Origin of the sequence: Paraburkholderia sp. RAU6.4a (genome assembly GCF_050435625.1) — a bacterium.
In the GTDB taxonomy this organism is placed as follows: domain Bacteria; phylum Pseudomonadota; class Gammaproteobacteria; order Burkholderiales; family Burkholderiaceae; genus Paraburkholderia; species Paraburkholderia tuberum.
The window spans coordinates 1,569,919-1,585,207 of the sequence record NZ_JBNDKQ010000003.1 but is presented as its reverse complement, the minus strand read 5'-3'; the positions used below and the strand labels follow the sequence as shown (position 1 = coordinate 1,585,207).

The following is a 15,289-nucleotide window of genomic DNA, read 5'->3' as shown; positions in this document are numbered from 1 at the left end:
ATTGTAGGAAAACTTACGCGCCCGCACTTCATACATGCACCCCGGGGATGGAGGGTGCGCGGCGGCGGGCTTTCGCGTTCAGCTGACCCGGTTCACCACCAGGTCGGCCAGTTCGGCAAGACGCTGCGCGCGCGCGCCGAACGGCGCGAGCGCGGCGTGCGCGTCGCTGCGCAGTTGCGCCGCGAGCGCGCGCGACGCGTCGAGCCCAATAATCGACACGTAGGTCGGCTTGCCGTCCTTCGCGTCCTTGCCGGCGGTCTTGCCGAGCGTTGCGGAGTCGGTCGTGACGTCGAGAATGTCGTCGACGACCTGAAACGCAAGACCGACCGCGGCGGCGTAGGCGTCGAGCGACGCCAGACCCTGCGCGTCCGGCGTCTCGCCGGCCAATGCGCCCATGCGCACGGCCGCGCGCAGCAGCGCGCCGGTCTTCATGCGATGCATGGTCTCGAGCTGCGGGCGGGTCAGCGTGTGGCCGACGCTCGCCAGATCGATGGCCTGGCCGCCGCACATGCCGATCGAGCCGCTTGCGAGCGCGAGTTCGCGTACGAGCGAGGCCTGCTGCGGCCGGCCGAGTACGTCGGACGTGAGCACGATGAATGCTTGCGACTGCAGCGCGTCGCCGACCAGCAGCGCGGTCGCTTCGTCATACTTGACGTGGACCGTCGGCTTGCCGCGGCGCAGTTCGTCGTCGTCCATGCAGGGCATGTCGTCGTGCACGAGCGAGTACACGTGAATCATTTCCAGCGCCGCCGCCGCCGCATCGAGGCATTCGGCACGCGCGCCGGTCAGCTCGCCGGCCGCGTGGCACAGGAGCGGCCGCACCCGCTTGCCGCCGCCGAGCACCGCATAGCGCATCGCCTCGTGCAGCCTGGCGGGTTCGGTCGTCTCGGCCGGCAGATAGTGTTCCAGAGCCGTTTCGACGCGTTCGAGCACCGAGCGCGTCCATTGTTCGAATGTCATAGGTCGTCCCCGCTCTCAGTCGCGGCTGTTCCTGCGGTATTCATGGGCAGCGGCTTGAGGGTCTCGCCATCGAGGACCCGCACCTGCTGCTCGACCTTTTCGAGCTGCTGTTGACAGAATGCGACAAGTGCCGCCCCGCGACGGTAAGCGGCCAGCGATTCCTCGAGGCTCAGACTGCCGCCTTCCATGCGCGCGACGAGCTCTTCCAGTTCGGTCTGCGCGGCCTCGTAGTTCTCCGGCAGCGGCGCGCTATCGCCGCTTTCGGCTGGTGCGGCGGCGGAATCGTTCGATGCGGTCTTCGCCATGAATAGTCGCAAAATTAAAACAAGTCGGACATTCTACGGCAAAAGCGACATTTTCGATCCGCCCGCCGGCCTGCGCCCCGCCGTGCTGTCTCGCTTCGAGCCTGTCCGATGCCCACCCTTGCCCCGCTTCGACCCTGAAGTCTCGCAGAAAAAAAGCTTGAGGTCTGCGGCGAAAATGCCGAACTTTCTTGACATTTTTAACCCAAATCAGGGACTTAAGTGCCCCTGTCACAGGGAAACGGGTATAATTGCGGGCTCCCTAAATCGAATCTTCGATGGTTGGGTTGTTCACTGCTTTCACGTCTTCATCGGGAGTGGGAATGTCCAATCTGAGCAATGCATTGCAGTTGCGGTCTGTTCATAGCCAGCTGCCAGTCACGGCTTACTTTGACGAAGCGCTTCTTACGCGCGAAATCGACACCCTTTTCAAGAAAGGTCCTCGCTACATCGGCCACGATCTCATGGTGCCCGAAGCGGGGGATTATTTTGCCTTGCCCAGCGAACGCGAGGGGCGGGTACTCGTCCGTAACCAGCAGTCGCAAGTCGAGTTGCTGTCGAACGTGTGCCGCCACCGGCAAGCCATCATGCTCAACGGCCGCGGCCAGACGCAGAACATCGTCTGTCCGCTGCATCGCTGGACGTACGACCTGAAGGGCGAGCTGCTCGGCGCGCCCCATTTCGCCGACAACCCGTGCCTGAATCTCGGCGCCACGCCACTGCGGAACTGGCAGGGTCTGCTGTTCGAGGCCCAAGGTCGGGACGTCGCGAAAGATCTCGCACGCCTCGGCACCAAGCGCCATTTCGATTTCTCGGGCTTCATGTTCGATCACGTCGAAGTCCATGAGTGCAACTACAACTGGAAGACCTTCATCGAGGTCTATCTGGAGGACTATCACGTCGCACCGTTCCATCCGGGCCTCGGCAGCTTCGTCAATTGCGACGATCTGACGTGGGAGTTCGGCGACTGGTACAGCGTGCAGACGGTCGGCGTGCACAAGGCGCTCGAGCAACCGGGCAGCCCGACGTATCGCAAGTGGCACGACGAAGTGCTGCGCTTTCGCGACGGCAATCCGCCCGAGTTCGGCGCGATCTGGATGGTGTACTACCCGGGCATCATGATCGAGTGGTATCCGCACGTGCTGGTCGTGTCGTGGCTGATTCCGCGCGGTCCGCAGAAGACCACCAACGTGGTGGAGTTCTATTACCCCGAGGAAATCGCGCTGTTCGAGCGCGACTTCGTCGAAGCCGAGCGCGCCGCCTATATGGAGACAGCCCGCGAAGACGACGAGATCGCCGAGCGCATGGACGCCGGCCGCCTCGCGTTGATGGAGCGCGGCGAATCACAGGTCGGACCGTATCAGAGCCCGATGGAAGACGGTATGCAGCACTTCCACGAGTTTCTGCGGCGCGAACTCGGCACGATCTGATCCGCGCCGCGTGGCGCATCGATCGACTCAAGGAAAGACGGGCTTCGACCCGTCTTTTTTTGTTTAGACTACCGATATAGACCGGCCATGTGCCAGCCGCCATCGCCCGTATCGAGGAGACGCTCATGCCCCACACTCATTACACCACCCTGATCTCCGCGACCAATCTTGCCGAGCGGCTCACGGCCGCGCCGGGCAGCGTGTTCGTGATCGACTGCCGGTTCGACCTCGCCGATACCGACGCGGGCGAGAAAGCCTGGCTGGCCGGCCATCTGCCGGGCGCGCACTATCTGCATCTCGATCGCGATCTGTCCGGGCCGAAGAACGGCTCGAACGGCCGGCATCCGCTGCCCGATCGCGCGCGGCTCGTCGAAACGCTGGAGTCGCGGGGACTGAAGCAAGGTCAACAGGTCGTCGCATATGACGCACAAGGCGGCATGTACGCGGCGCGCGTCTGGTGGCTGTTGCGCTGGCTCGGTCACGACGCGGTCGCGCTGCTCGACGGCGGGCTGCAGGCATGGGAAGCGGCTGGCCAACCGCTGACGCAGGACGTGCCCGCGCAGAACACCGGCGACTTCAAGGCGGCCGCGCCGCTCGCCGTGACTATCGATACCCAGGCGGTCGAGCGCAACCTCGGTTCGAAGGAGCGAATCGTCGTCGATGCGCGCGCGGCCGATCGCTATCGCGGCGAAAACGAGACGCTCGACCGCGTCGGCGGCCATATCCCGGGCGCGCTGAACCGCTTCTTCAAGGACAACCTGACCCCCGACGGCCGCTTCAAGCCGGCGCACACACTGCGTGAGGAATTCCACGCGCTGCTCGGCGACACGCCGCCCGAACACGTGGTGCTGCAATGCGGCTCGGGCGTGACCGCCTGCATCAATTCGCTTGCGATGGAGGTTGCCGGCCTGCATGGTTCAGCGTTGTACGCGGGCTCCTGGAGCGAATGGAGTTCCGATCCGAAACGGCCGGTGGCGACGGGGGCGAAACCTTGAGCGCGAGCCGCCGCAAGTCGTAACCAGACGCGAGGAATTCGAGCAGCGCTTCAAGCCACGCCGTGCTGCTTGAACCACACGAGCGTACGACGCCAGCCATCCTCGGCATCGGCCTTCCTGTAGCTCGGACGGTAATCGGCGAAAAACGCGTGACCCGCGTCGTCATAAACGACGAACTGCGAGCCGCGTCCTGCTTGCGGCCCTTGCGCGATCGCCTGCTTCATCTGCTCGAGCGTGTCCTGCGGATTGCTTTGATCCTGGCGCCCGTACAGGCCGAGCACCGGCGCATGAAGGTCAGCGACGAGATCGATCGGATTGGCCGGCGTCATCGCATTCTTCGCGCCGGTCACGCGACCGTACCAGGCGACCCCCGCCTTCACGCGCGGATTGTGTTCGGCATAGAGCCACGAGATGCGCCCACCCCAGCAGAAGCCGTTCACGCCGAGCCGGTTCAGGTCGCCGCCGTTTTCGCCGGCCCACGCGACGGCTGCGTCGAGGTCGGCCAGCACCTGCTCGTCGGGTACCTTGCTGAGCAGTTGCTCGCTCAGTTGCTGGATGCTCGTGTAGACGGTCGGATCGCCCTCGCGCTCGAACAGGTTCGGCGCGATTGCCAGATAGCCCAGCTTCGCGAAGCGCCGGCAGACGTCCGCGATATGCTCGTGCACGCCGAAAGCCTCATGCACGACGAGGATCACCGGCAGATGCGTCTTGCCCTTCGGCTGCGCGCGGTAGGCCGGTATCAGCGTACCGAGCGAATGAAACGCCACCTCCCCTGCTTCGAGGCCGTCGCTGTCGGTATGAATGGTTTGCGCCGAGACTGGCAGCACCGCCGCCGCGAAACCGGTGCCCAGCGCCGCCTTGATGAAGGTGCGCCGATCGAAGGGAACGTGCGGGACCAGGCAGTCGACCTCAGGCTTCAGCATGTGGCGCTCCTCGAAGAATTGTTAGAGGCAACAGGATACGCCTTGCGCATCCCGTTGCACATTCAACTGAGGAGATCGTCCGCGCGCGTCAGTGCAGCTTGACGCGCGGCAGCGTGGTACGGCGCAACCAATGCGCGAAGGTGTCGAGCACCATGCGCGGATAGCCGTGCAGCGCCGCGATATGCAGCCGGTACAGCGACATGTACATGAAGCGCGCGAACAGCCCTTCGATCAGCATATTGCCGCCAATCACCCCGCCCATCAGATTGCCGACCGCGCTGAAGTGGCCGAGCGAGACCAGCGAGCCGAAGTCGCGATAAGTGAATTCCGGTTGTGGCCTGTTGTCGAGGCGCGCCGCCAGTCCTTTCATCAGAAAGCTCGCCTGCTGATGCGCGGCCTGCGCGCGCGGCGGCACGTTGCGCTCGTTGCCCGGCCACTCGCACGCCGCGCAGTCGCCGAGCGCGAAGATGTTGTCGTCGATCCCGGTTTGCAGCGTACGGCGCACGACCAGCTGGCCGAGCCGGTTGACCGGCAAGCCGTCGAGCTGACCGAGCACCGCCGGCGCCTTGATGCCCGCCGCCCACACGGTCAGATCGGCCCGCACGGTGTGACCGCTCGCGGTGCGGATGTAGCCCGGCGCGACCTCGGCCACCGTCTCGCCGATCATCAGCTTCACGCCGAGCTTGGTCAGCAATTCGGCGGTGGCCGTGGAAACGCGCTCCTGCAACGCGGGCAGAATGCGCGGCCCCGCCTCGATCAGCACGATGCCGACGTCATGCCGCGGATCGAGCTTGTGCAAGCCATACGCGGACAACACCTGCGCGGTATTGCGCAACTCCGCCGACAACTCGACCCCCGTCGCGCCGCCGCCGACGATCGCCACCTGAATGCGCGGCTCGCTCGACGTCCACGTGCCGGGTCCCGGTCTCGACTCGACGGGTTCGTGCGCCTGATGCTCGGCGCGCACGCACGCCGCTATCAGGCGCTTGCGGAAACGCTCTGCCTCGCTAACCGTATCCAGTGCGAAGGAGAATTCGGCCGCTCCCTTGACGCCGAAGAAGGCCGTGGTACTGCCGATCGCGATGATCAGCGTGTCGTACTCGAGCTCGCGTTCGGGCAGCAGTTCAGCGCCGTCGTCGTCCAGCACGGTGCCGAGCGTAATGCGTCGGTTCGTGCGGTCGAGTGCGGTCAGGTCGCCTTGCTGGAATGCGAAGCCATGCCAGCGCGCCTGCGCCGCGTACGGGAGCTCCTGCGTGAACGGGTCCATGCTGCCCGCCGCCACCTCGTGCAGCAGCGGCTTCCAGATATGCGTCGGATAGCGGTCGACCAGCGTGACCTGGGCCTGCGCGCTGCGCCCCTTCTTGTCGGCCCGATAGCGATCGCCAAGACGCGTGGCCAGTTCCAATCCTCCCGCACCTCCGCCAACGACGATAAATCGATGCATTGCACTTCTCCGTGTAGCCGATGAATTATCTGTCGCGACGCTGCGCATGAATGCGCCGTCCTGAACCGATTGTCCTCGACCCGCCTGGGAAGTCACAAGTCGCCAAAACCCATGTGTGACATGCGCACGACGTTATCGTGCGCATGTCACGGGCATGTCAATGCGCTTCCTCCCAGTTCAGGCCCGCACCGACCTCGGCGACGAGCGGCACCTTCAGCGCGGCGACGCCGCACATCAGTTCTGGCAGGCGCATGCGGACTTCGGACAACTCAGCGTCGGGCACTTCGAGAATCAGTTCGTCATGCACCTGCATGATCATCCGCGTGCCGATCTTCGAGTCTTCGATCCAGTTCTGCACGGCGATCATCGAAAGCTTGATCAGGTCGGCGGCGGTGCCCTGCATCGGCGCGTTGATCGCGGCCCGCTCCGCGGCCTGGCGGCGCGGACCGTTGCCGCCGTTGATCTCGGGCAGCCACAGACGACGGCCGAACACCGTTTCGACGTAGCCCTTCGCCTTCGCGCTCAAACGCGTCTCGTCCATATAGCGCGCGACGCCGGGATAGCGCGCGAAGTAGCGGTCGATATAAATCTTCGCCGCATCGCGCGTGATGCCGAGGTTCGACGCGAGTCCGAACGCGCTCATGCCGTAGATGAGCCCAAAGTTGATGACCTTCGCGACGCGCCGCTGATCGCTCGACACTTCGAGCGGCGTCACGCTGAAGATTTCCGACGCGGTGGCGCGGTGAATGTCCTCGCCCTGCGAAAACGCGCGCAACAACGATTCGTCGCCCGAGATGTGGGCCATGATGCGCAATTCGATCTGCGAATAATCGGCGGAGACGAGCTTGTGCCCGGGCGGCGCGATGAACGCCTCGCGGATGCGCCGACCTTCGCCGGTACGCACCGGAATGTTCTGCAGGTTTGGATCGTTCGATGCGAGCCGCCCCGTCACCGCGACGGCCTGCGCGTAGTTCGTATGCACGCGGCCGGTGTGCGGATTGACCATGCGCGGCAGCTTGTCGGTATAGGTCGACTTCAGTTTCGACAGGCCGCGATGTTCGAGCAGAATCTTCGGCAGCGGATAGTCTTCGGCGAGCTTCTGCAACACCTCTTCGTCGGTGGAAGGCGCACCGCTCGGCGTCTTCTTGATGACCGGCAGTTCGAGCTTCTCGAAGAAAATCTGACCAATCTGCTTTGGCGAGCCGAGGTTGAATTCGCCGCCGGCCAGTTCGTACGCCTTGCCTTCGAGTTCGATCAGACGCGTGGCGATCTCACTGCTCTGCTGACGCAGCTTCTCCGCGTCGATCAGCACGCCGGTCCGCTCCATCTTGCGCAGTACGCGCGAAGTCGGCACTTCGATCTCGCGATACACATGGTCGAGCGACTTCTCCGCGGCGATCTGCGGATACAAGGCCTGATGCAGACGCAGCGTGATGTCTGCGTCTTCGGCAGCATATTCGGCGGCTTTGTCGAGCGCGACTTCGTCGAAGCCGATCTGCTGCGCGCCCTTGCCCGCGACCTCTTCGTACTTGATCGTCTTCACGCCGAGATGACGCAGCGCGAGGCTGTCCATGTCGTGCGTGCGATGCGATTCGAGCACGTACGACTCGAGCAGCGTGTCATGCTCGACGCCGCGCATTTCGATGCCGTAATTCGCGAGCACCTGTTCGTCGTACTTCAGATGCTGGCCGACCTTCTTGTGGCCTGCGCTTTCGAGCCACGGCTTGAGCTTCGCGAGCACTTCGTCGCGCGGCAGCTGCACCGGCGCGTCGGGGCCGCGATGCGCGAGCGGCACATACGCGGCGCGGCCCGCTTCGACCGACAGCGACAAGCCGACGATCTGCGCGATCATCGGATCGAGCGACGTGGTCTCGGTATCGAACGAGGTCAGCTCGGCCGCATTGATCCTGTCGAGCCACGCGTCGAGCTGCTCCCATGTTTGCACGGTCTCGTAGTGGCGCTCGTGATCGACGGACAACGCGGGGGGCACGTCGGTTTCCGGACCTTCGACCGCATCGGCGATTTCGACTTCGCGCAACCACGTCTTGAAGCCGTGGCGCGTGAACACCTCGCGCAACTCTTCGCGCGATTCGGGAAGGCTCGGCAGACTCTCCTCGATCGACACGATGTGCCCGGTCAGATCGCAATGACGCTCGACTGTGACGAGCTTGCGCGCCATCGGCAAAAAGTCCAGCGCGCGGCGCAGATTCTCGCCGACCGCGCCCTTGATCTCGCTCGCATGCCCGACGATGCCATCTAGCGACTCATATTGCGTCAGCCATTTGACCGCGGTTTTCGGACCGCACTTCTCGACGCCCGGCACGTTGTCGACGGTATCGCCGATCAGCGACAGATAATCGATGATGCGCTCCGGCGGCACACCGAACTTCGCGACCACGCCGTCGCGGTCGAGCGTTTCGTTGGTCATCGTATTGACGAGCGTCACGCGGTTCGACACGAGCTGCGCGAGGTCCTTGTCGCCGGTCGACACGACCACGTTCATGCCGAGCTTTTCCGCTTCGGTGCACAGCGTGCCGATCACGTCATCCGCTTCGACGCGATCGATCATCAGCAGCGGCCAGCCGAGCGCACGCACCGCGACGTGAATCGGCTCGATCTGACGGGCAAGATCTTCCGGCATCGACGGACGGTTCGCCTTGTATTCCGGATACCAGTCGTCGCGAAACGTTTTGCCCTTGGCGTCGAACACGCACGCGCTATACTCTGCTGTGACTTCCTTGCGCATGCGCCGCAGCATGTTGATCATCCCGTAGAGCGCACCCGTCGGGCCACCCTCGGGACCGCGCAGATCAGGCATCGCATGGTAGGCCCGGTACAGATAACTCGAACCGTCGACCAACAGCAGGGTCTTACCTTCAAGGCTTCGTTCTTCAGGCATTATGACTAAGAGAAAAGTGATTCCGAGTCTGCGATCGCTCGCAGATCAAGAGCGCGCAACGGCCAAGAAAGCCCGCGCATCGTGGCAGATGTTCACGATTATGGCAGAGTTTATCGAGGCGACCGAGTACCTGTCGGAGATTCGCCCGGCGGTCAGCATCTACGGTTCGGCGCGCCTGAAACCGAACTCGCCGTACTACAAACTCGCCACGCAGATCGCGCGCAAATTGTCGGATGCTGGCTTCGCGGTGATCTCCGGCGGCGGCCCCGGCATCATGGAAGCGGCCAACAAGGGCGCGCATGCGGGCAAGGCGCCTTCGGTCGGTCTGAACATCGAGTTGCCGCACGAGCAGTCGGGCAACCAGTGGCAGGACATCTCGCTGCGCTTTCGCCATTTCTTCACGCGCAAGGTCACGTTCGTGAAGAACTCGGACGCGGTGATCGTGATGCCCGGCGGCTTCGGCACGCTCGACGAACTGGCCGAAGTGCTCACGCTGATCCAGACCAAGAAGTCGCGCCATGTGCCGATCATTCTGGTCGGCGCCGAGTTCTGGGAAGGTCTGCTCGCGTGGTTCAAGAGCGCTCTGATTCCGATGGGTTTGATCAATCCGACCGACATCGATCTGATGCAGGTGATCGACAATCCGGACCAGGTGCTCGAAGCGGTGCTCAAGTTCTACGAAGACCGCGAGGAAGGCGAAGTTCATCCGGTCAAGTCGGAAGAAGACCGGATGTTCTACCTGTGATGGCAAGAGGCTGCGCGCCTCGCATTGCGCGTAGCACGATGCCTATCGTCGCGCACATGGCGGGCAGCCTTCGGGCTGCCCGCTTTCGTTTTGCAGGCCAGTTTGCGGCGCGCTGACTGTCAACCGGATTGGCGAACAAATCGTTTGCACGCTTGCCGTCCGGCGCTAACGTGCTCAGCTGGTACTCGAAGCTCGCAATCTGAACGAACTCACCTCACCCGAAGCCGCGCTCGCGCCGACGTTGCGTGAGATCTTCAGCGGTTTTCTCGGCCCCGGTCTCATTTCATTCGGCGGCGCGTTGCCGCTCGCGCGCCGTGCACTCGTCGATGCTGCGACTGCCGCTGCTGCCGACGATGCTCGTGCTCACGCCGCTCAGCATTTATCTTGCTGCAAGGAGCGCGCGATGAACGACATGCTCGATTCCCTTGCGGCGATTTTTAGTCAGCTGTCGCTGCTCGCGTTCGGCGGCGGCAATACGATCCCTCCGGAGATGCAGCGGCAGGTGGTCGACGTGCATCATTGGATGCCGGCCAGCGAGTTCAGCGCGCTGTTCGCGCTCGCTCAAGCCGCGCCCGGCCCGAACCAGATGATCGTCACGCTGATCGGCTGGCATGTGGCCCGCTGGGCCGGCATGCTCGTCACGTCGATTGCGAAGTTCGGGCCGACGTCGCTCGCGAGCCATCTTCAAAGCGGCACATCCAGCGTAAGCGGGCTGTTTATCAGTGCCTCGGCCTGAGTTACTGAAACGCGACTTCCGCGAAACTGCGCAGCTTGCGGCTATGCAATCGATGCAGCCCATTCATCCGCAGCAGTTCCATCGCCTTCACGCCGATCTGCAGATGCTGATCGACCTGCGCGCGATAGAACTGATCGGCCATGCCCGGCAGCTTCAGCTCGCCGTGCAGCGGCTTGTCCGACACGCACAGCAACGTGCCGTAAGGCACGCGGAAGCGAAAGCCGTTCGCGGCGATCGTCGCGCTTTCCATATCGAGCGCGATTGCACGGCTTTGCGAAAGCCGCTGCACCGGCTCGCGATGATCGCGCAGCTCCCAGTTGCGATTGTCGACGCTCGCCACCGTGCCCGTGCGCATCACGCGCTTCAGCTCGACGCCGTCGAGCTGCGTGACCTGCGCGACCGCGCGCTCGAGCGCGACCTGCACTTCGGCGAGCGCCGGAATCGGCACCCACAGCGGCAGATCGGCATCGAGCACATGATCTTCGCGCACATAGCCGTGCGCGAGCACGTAGTCGCCGAGACGCTGCGTGTTGCGCAGTCCCGCGCAGTGGCCGAGCATGATCCACGCATGCGGACGCAGCACCGCGATGTGATCGGTGATGGTCTTCGCATTCGACGGCCCGACCCCAATGTTGATCATCGTGATGCCGCTGCCGTCCGCGCGTTTCAGGTGATAGGCCGGCATCTGCGGCAGACGTGGCGGCAGCGTGCCCTCCTGCGCCTGCTCGCCGAGATTCTCGTTGTAGGTGATGACGTCGCCGGGCTCGACGAACGACGTGTATTCGCTGCGATAGGTGCGCAATTCCTCGTCGTCGGTACGGGCCATCATGCCCCGGCCGAGCTTGACGAATTCGTCGATATAGAACTGGTAGTTGGTGTACAGCACGTAGTTCTGCACATGCGTCGGCGAGGTCGCCGTGTAGTGCTTCAGCCGATGCAGTGAAAAATCGACGCGCGCCGCCGTGAACAACGCGAGCGGATGCGGCTCGCCCGGCAGCGGCTCGTACGTGCCGTTGACGATGCGGTCGTCGAGCAGCGCGAGGTCCGGTATATCGAAGATGTCGCGCATCAGGAACAGGCGCTCGCGGTCCAGATCGCCTTCGAGGTGGATGCCCTCGGCGAACGCGAAATGAATCGGAATCGGCTGGTCCGACACACCGACCTCGATCTGCACGTGATGATTCTTCGCCAGCAGCCGCAGTTGCTCGCGATAGTAGTTGCCGAACAGGTCTGGCCGCGTGACGGTCGTCTCGAACACGCCCGGCCCCGCGACGAAACCGTACGAGCGACGTGAATCGACGTGCGTGTTGACCTCGGTACGCACGCGCACGAACGGATAGCAGGCGCGCACGCGATGGTCGAACTGCTCGTTGCGGCGATAGCGCGCGAACGCATCGCGCAGGAACGACGTGTTCGCCTCGTAGATCGCGGCGAGGCGGGTGACGGCCTCGGCCGCGTCGTCGAAGCCTTCGGTTGGGAAGCTGTTGGCGGGAGTCTGCACCGTGCGCTGATTGATATCGTTGTTGATCATCATCGTCCACCCTTTTTGATGAGACGACATTACCACGGAACCCGCTGTTGCCAAATGTCGGCGGCGACGCTTGCAACAGCGCCCGCGAGAACGCGCGCAGGTTGCGCGAAAGCGGCGCAAAATAAGGCTTCGCGCCCGTGCGTCAGACCGGATTTGCTAGAATCCGGGCACCCAATCGGAGAATCACCATGAAGCTGCTCCTTCCCATCGCTGTTGCGCTGGCTCTGGCCTTCGGCAACGCCGCGATGGCTGCCCAGCCCGTCGACGAACCGCCGGCCGCCGGCGCGCCCCAGTCCGCCAATGAACGGGCCGGTCTGCCGGACCTGGACAAGATCAATCGTCCGGCCGCAGAGGTCAGCTCGAAGGTCGACATCAACGTTCCGCGCACGCCGAGCTTTCACGAAGTCAGCCCGAACGGCACCGAAATCACCGAATTCCGCGACAAGGGCAAGCCGGTCGAAATCGACGTGCATTCGAATTTCGGCACCCGCTACCAGATGAGCGCGTCGCCCGACACGTCGCCCACCGTCCACGACAGCGGCAAACCCAGTACGCGCTTGCCATCGGTGAATCTCCACTATTGATCGTTACGAAAGCGGCACGCCGGCAACGGCGGGCCGCGGCGCGACCGCGCCCCCGCTCAACCCGATCGCGGCCGCTGCGCGATGAACCCGCGCTGAATGCGGCGACGCTTGCACTTCGCCGTTCCGCATTCGTCGCCCGCTCCGCCCACATTCGTTTGTCTCACCTCGCACTGGCCGCACCGCGCCAGCCCGAACAACCTGATCCGACGTTTCCGCATGGCCGTCTTCACCGCTGTCAACGAATCCCAACTCGCAGAATGGATGAGTCACTACGATCTCGGCGATGTCGTCGAGTTTCGCGGCATTTCGTCCGGCATTGAAAACAGCAACTTCTTTCTGACGACGACGCGCGACGAATACGTGCTGACGATTTTCGAAAAGCTGACAGCTGAACAACTGCCGTTCTATCTGAACCTGATGCGGCATCTTGCCGCGCATCGCGTGCCGGTACCGGATCCGATGCCGCGTCTCGACGGCGCGCTGTTCGGCATGCTGCTCGGCAAACCCGCGACCATCGTGACGAAGCTCGAAGGCGCGCCCGAACTCTCGCCGGGCGTCGAGCATTGCGTCGAGGTCGGCCAGATGCTCGCGCGCCTGCACCTCGCGGGCCGCGACTATCCGCGCTATCAGCCGAACCTGCGCAGCCTGCCTTGGTGGCGCGAAACCGTGCCGACGATCCTGCCGTATCTGGAAGGCGAGCAGCGCGATCTGCTGGCGTCCGAGCTTGCGCATCAGGAAGCGTTCTTCGCCTCCGCCGATTACGCGGCAATGCCCGCGGGCCCGTGCCACGCCGACCTGTTCCGCGACAACGCGATGTTCGCTCACGCGGCGCCCGACACCGGCCACGAAGTGCGGCTCGGTGGTTTCTTCGATTTCTATTTCGCCGGCTGCGACAAGTGGCTGTTCGACGTCGCGGTGACGGTCAACGACTGGTGCGTCGACCTCGCGACCGGCAAGCTCGACGCCGAGCGCACCGAGGCGCTGTTGCGCGCGTATCAGACGGTGCGGCCGTTCACCGTCGAGGAAAACCATCACTGGGGCGACATGCTGCGTGCGGGCGCATACCGTTTCTGGGTCTCGCGCCTGTATGATTTTCATTTGCCGCGCGCGGCCGAACTGCTGAAGCCGCACGACCCCGGTCATTTCGAACGCATTCTGCGCGAGCGCCTGCACGGCGTCGCGAATCCAGGCATCCATACCTCATGCAACTGATCGAAGTCCCCGCGAAAACCGGCTATGTGTGGTTCCGCCAGGGTATCTGGCTGTTCCGCAAGAATCCGCTCGCCTTTCTGACGCTGTTCTTCACCTATTTGCTGGTGATGACGCTCGTGTCGCAGATTCCGGTGGTCGGCGGCGTGTTGCCGCTATTGTTCATTCCCGGTGTCGCGGTCGGCTTCATGGCCGCATGCCGCAACACGATCGCGGGCAAACCGGTGTTTCCGACCATCCTTGTCGACGGCTTTCATTCGTACGGCCCGGTGGTCGCGCGGCGGCTGCTCGTGCTCGGCGTGCTGTATGTCATCGCCATGGCGCTCGTGCTGGCCGGCTCGGCGCTCGCCGACGGCGGCATGCTGCTGAAGGTGATGCTCGGCAACGCGTCGATGGACGAGAACACGATCGCCAACAGCAATATCCCGCTCGCGGTGATCACCGCGCTCGCGTTCTACATACCAGTCGCGATGCTGTTCTGGTTCTCGCCCATCCTCGCCGCCTGGCACGACGTGCCGCCCGTCAAGGCCATGTTCTTCAGCGTGGTCAGTTGCTGGCGCAATCGCGGCGCTTTCGTCGTATTCGCGGCGCTGTGGTTCGCAGTCGCAACAGTCGTGTCGATCGGGCTGTCGGTGCTGATGCAGGCGCTCGGCGCGGCCGACTTCGCGTTCGCGATCCTGATGCCCGCGACGATGATCGTCACGACCATGCTGTACTGCTCGTTCTACGCGACCTATCGCGGCTGCTTCGGCGTGCAGACGCCGCAAACGCCGGATCTGCCGACCACGCCGGCGGCCTGATCCGTCGTTCCCGCGCGGGAGCCGTTCTGGCGCCCGCGCGCGCCGCGTGTTCCGCGCACACCTTCCCGACGTCTCTGTCGACACACCTGATCCCGACGCTCGGCATCCTGAATCGACTTGCGGCACAATGGTTTGCGTGCAATCCATTTGCACGCTCTTTTTGCCGAGATGAATCATGACCCAGCGCCCCGCTTTCCCCTTCACGCTCGACGAGCAACTGTGCTTTGCGCTCTACTCGACCTCGCTCGCGATGACGAAAGCGTACAAGCCGCTGCTCGAAAAGCTCGGACTCACGTATCCACAGTATCTGGCGATGCTCGTGCTGTGGGAAACCGACGACGTCACCGTCAAGGACATGGCCGCGCGCCTGAATCTCGATCCGGCGACGGTCACGCCGCTGCTCAAGCGCCTCGAAGCGCAGGGACTCGTCGAGCGCGCGCGCGGCACCGACGATGAGCGCCTCGTCTACATTCGCCTGACGGGCGCGGGCAAGGCGCTCAAGCGTCAGGCGCGCGACGTGCCCGGCGAAATCTTCTGCGCGACGCAGCAGACGGCGGACTTCCTGCTACGTCTGCGCGACGACCTCACACGCCTGCGCACGACGCTCAACGACTTCATGGACCAGTAGGGCGATAACTGAAAAGGACTAGTTCCGGTTCCATCGAAAAATTCATTTGCATGCAAATGATTTGTGTACTATCTCGGTCACCTGCCGCTTCGTTAGCGCTTCG

At 63.7% G+C, this 15,289-nt stretch carries 13 protein-coding genes and 2 pseudogenes; 9 read left to right on the top strand and 6 right to left on the bottom strand.

Features of this window, described 5'->3' with window-relative positions:
- Positions 1-78 precede the first annotated feature (78 nt).
- Together OKW40_RS31940 and OKW40_RS31935 are read right to left on the bottom strand one after the other, a co-directional pair.
- Complete coding sequence (locus OKW40_RS31940; protein WP_184057461.1) at positions 79-960, bottom strand: polyprenyl synthetase family protein; 882 nt, start codon at positions 958-960, stop codon at positions 79-81.
- Positions 957-1,265, bottom strand: a complete 309-nt coding sequence (locus OKW40_RS31935) for an exodeoxyribonuclease VII small subunit (protein ID WP_090808406.1) — start codon at positions 1,263-1,265, stop codon at positions 957-959. Before OKW40_RS31935 ends, OKW40_RS31940 begins: the two co-directional genes overlap by 4 nt.
- Before the next feature lie 320 nt (positions 1,266-1,585).
- Here OKW40_RS31935 and OKW40_RS31930 point away from each other — a divergent pair, with 320 nt between their 5' ends.
- Together OKW40_RS31930 and OKW40_RS31925 are read left to right on the top strand one after the other, a co-directional pair.
- Complete coding sequence (locus OKW40_RS31930) at positions 1,586-2,692, top strand: aromatic ring-hydroxylating oxygenase subunit alpha (protein WP_429352636.1); 1,107 nt, start codon at positions 1,586-1,588, stop codon at positions 2,690-2,692.
- Positions 2,693-2,817: 125 nt separating this feature from the next.
- Complete coding sequence (locus OKW40_RS31925) at positions 2,818-3,687, top strand: sulfurtransferase (protein WP_090808405.1); 870 nt, start codon at positions 2,818-2,820, stop codon at positions 3,685-3,687.
- A gap of 50 nt (positions 3,688-3,737) precedes the next feature.
- Here the strand turns inward: OKW40_RS31925 and OKW40_RS31920 are convergent, their stop codons facing one another.
- From OKW40_RS31920 to polA, 3 genes are all read right to left on the bottom strand, one after another.
- Entirely contained in the window at positions 3,738-4,610 is an 873-nt protein-coding gene (locus tag OKW40_RS31920; protein WP_184057465.1) for a dienelactone hydrolase family protein, read from the bottom strand.
- Positions 4,611-4,698: 88 nt separating this feature from the next.
- Positions 4,699-6,054, bottom strand: coding sequence for an NAD(P)/FAD-dependent oxidoreductase (locus OKW40_RS31915; protein WP_429493266.1), 1,356 nt, complete (start codon positions 6,052-6,054; stop codon positions 4,699-4,701).
- 157 nt (positions 6,055-6,211) lie between these two features.
- Positions 6,212-8,953 carry a DNA polymerase I gene (polA, locus tag OKW40_RS31910; RefSeq protein WP_429493265.1) on the bottom strand — a complete coding sequence of 914 codons (2,742 nt, stop codon included), beginning with the start codon at positions 8,951-8,953 and terminating at the stop codon, positions 6,212-6,214.
- A gap of 1 nt (position 8,954) precedes the next feature.
- On the opposite strand from polA, the gene OKW40_RS31905 reads away from it, so the two are divergent.
- The 3 genes and pseudogenes from OKW40_RS31905 to OKW40_RS31895 form a co-directional block, all read left to right on the top strand.
- Positions 8,955-9,698, top strand: a complete 744-nt coding sequence (locus OKW40_RS31905; protein WP_035471771.1) for a TIGR00730 family Rossman fold protein — start codon at positions 8,955-8,957, stop codon at positions 9,696-9,698.
- A gap of 199 nt (positions 9,699-9,897) precedes the next feature.
- Positions 9,898-10,053, top strand: a pseudogene (locus OKW40_RS31900) (chromate transporter); the annotation flags it as partial.
- 48 nt (positions 10,054-10,101) lie between these two features.
- A pseudogene (locus tag OKW40_RS31895) lies at positions 10,102-10,383 on the top strand (chromate transporter); the annotation flags it as partial.
- A 52-nt stretch (positions 10,384-10,435) separates the two neighbouring features.
- On the opposite strand, the gene OKW40_RS31890 reads toward OKW40_RS31895, so the two are convergent.
- Positions 10,436-11,962, bottom strand: a complete 1,527-nt coding sequence (locus OKW40_RS31890; RefSeq protein WP_429493975.1) for an AMP nucleosidase — start codon at positions 11,960-11,962, stop codon at positions 10,436-10,438.
- Positions 11,963-12,153: 191 nt separating this feature from the next.
- Between OKW40_RS31890 and OKW40_RS31885 the strand changes: the two genes are divergently transcribed.
- The 4 genes from OKW40_RS31885 (at position 12,154) to OKW40_RS31870 (ending at position 15,186) form a co-directional block, all read left to right on the top strand.
- Positions 12,154-12,549 carry a hypothetical protein gene (locus tag OKW40_RS31885; protein ID WP_429493264.1) on the top strand — a complete coding sequence of 132 codons (396 nt, stop codon included), beginning with the start codon at positions 12,154-12,156 and terminating at the stop codon, positions 12,547-12,549.
- Positions 12,550-12,765: 216 nt separating this feature from the next.
- Complete coding sequence (locus tag OKW40_RS31880) at positions 12,766-13,761, top strand: homoserine kinase (protein ID WP_184057471.1); 996 nt, start codon at positions 12,766-12,768, stop codon at positions 13,759-13,761.
- The gene (locus OKW40_RS31875) at positions 13,752-14,558 is read left to right on the top strand and encodes a BPSS1780 family membrane protein (protein WP_090808390.1); all 807 of its coding nucleotides are present in this window, start codon (positions 13,752-13,754) and stop codon (positions 14,556-14,558) included. Before OKW40_RS31880 ends, OKW40_RS31875 begins: the two co-directional genes overlap by 10 nt.
- Positions 14,559-14,733: 175 nt before the next feature.
- A complete protein-coding gene (locus OKW40_RS31870; RefSeq protein ID WP_429493263.1) occupies positions 14,734-15,186 on the top strand; it encodes a MarR family winged helix-turn-helix transcriptional regulator in 453 nt (150 codons plus the stop codon).
- Positions 15,187-15,289: the final 103 nt, after the last annotated feature.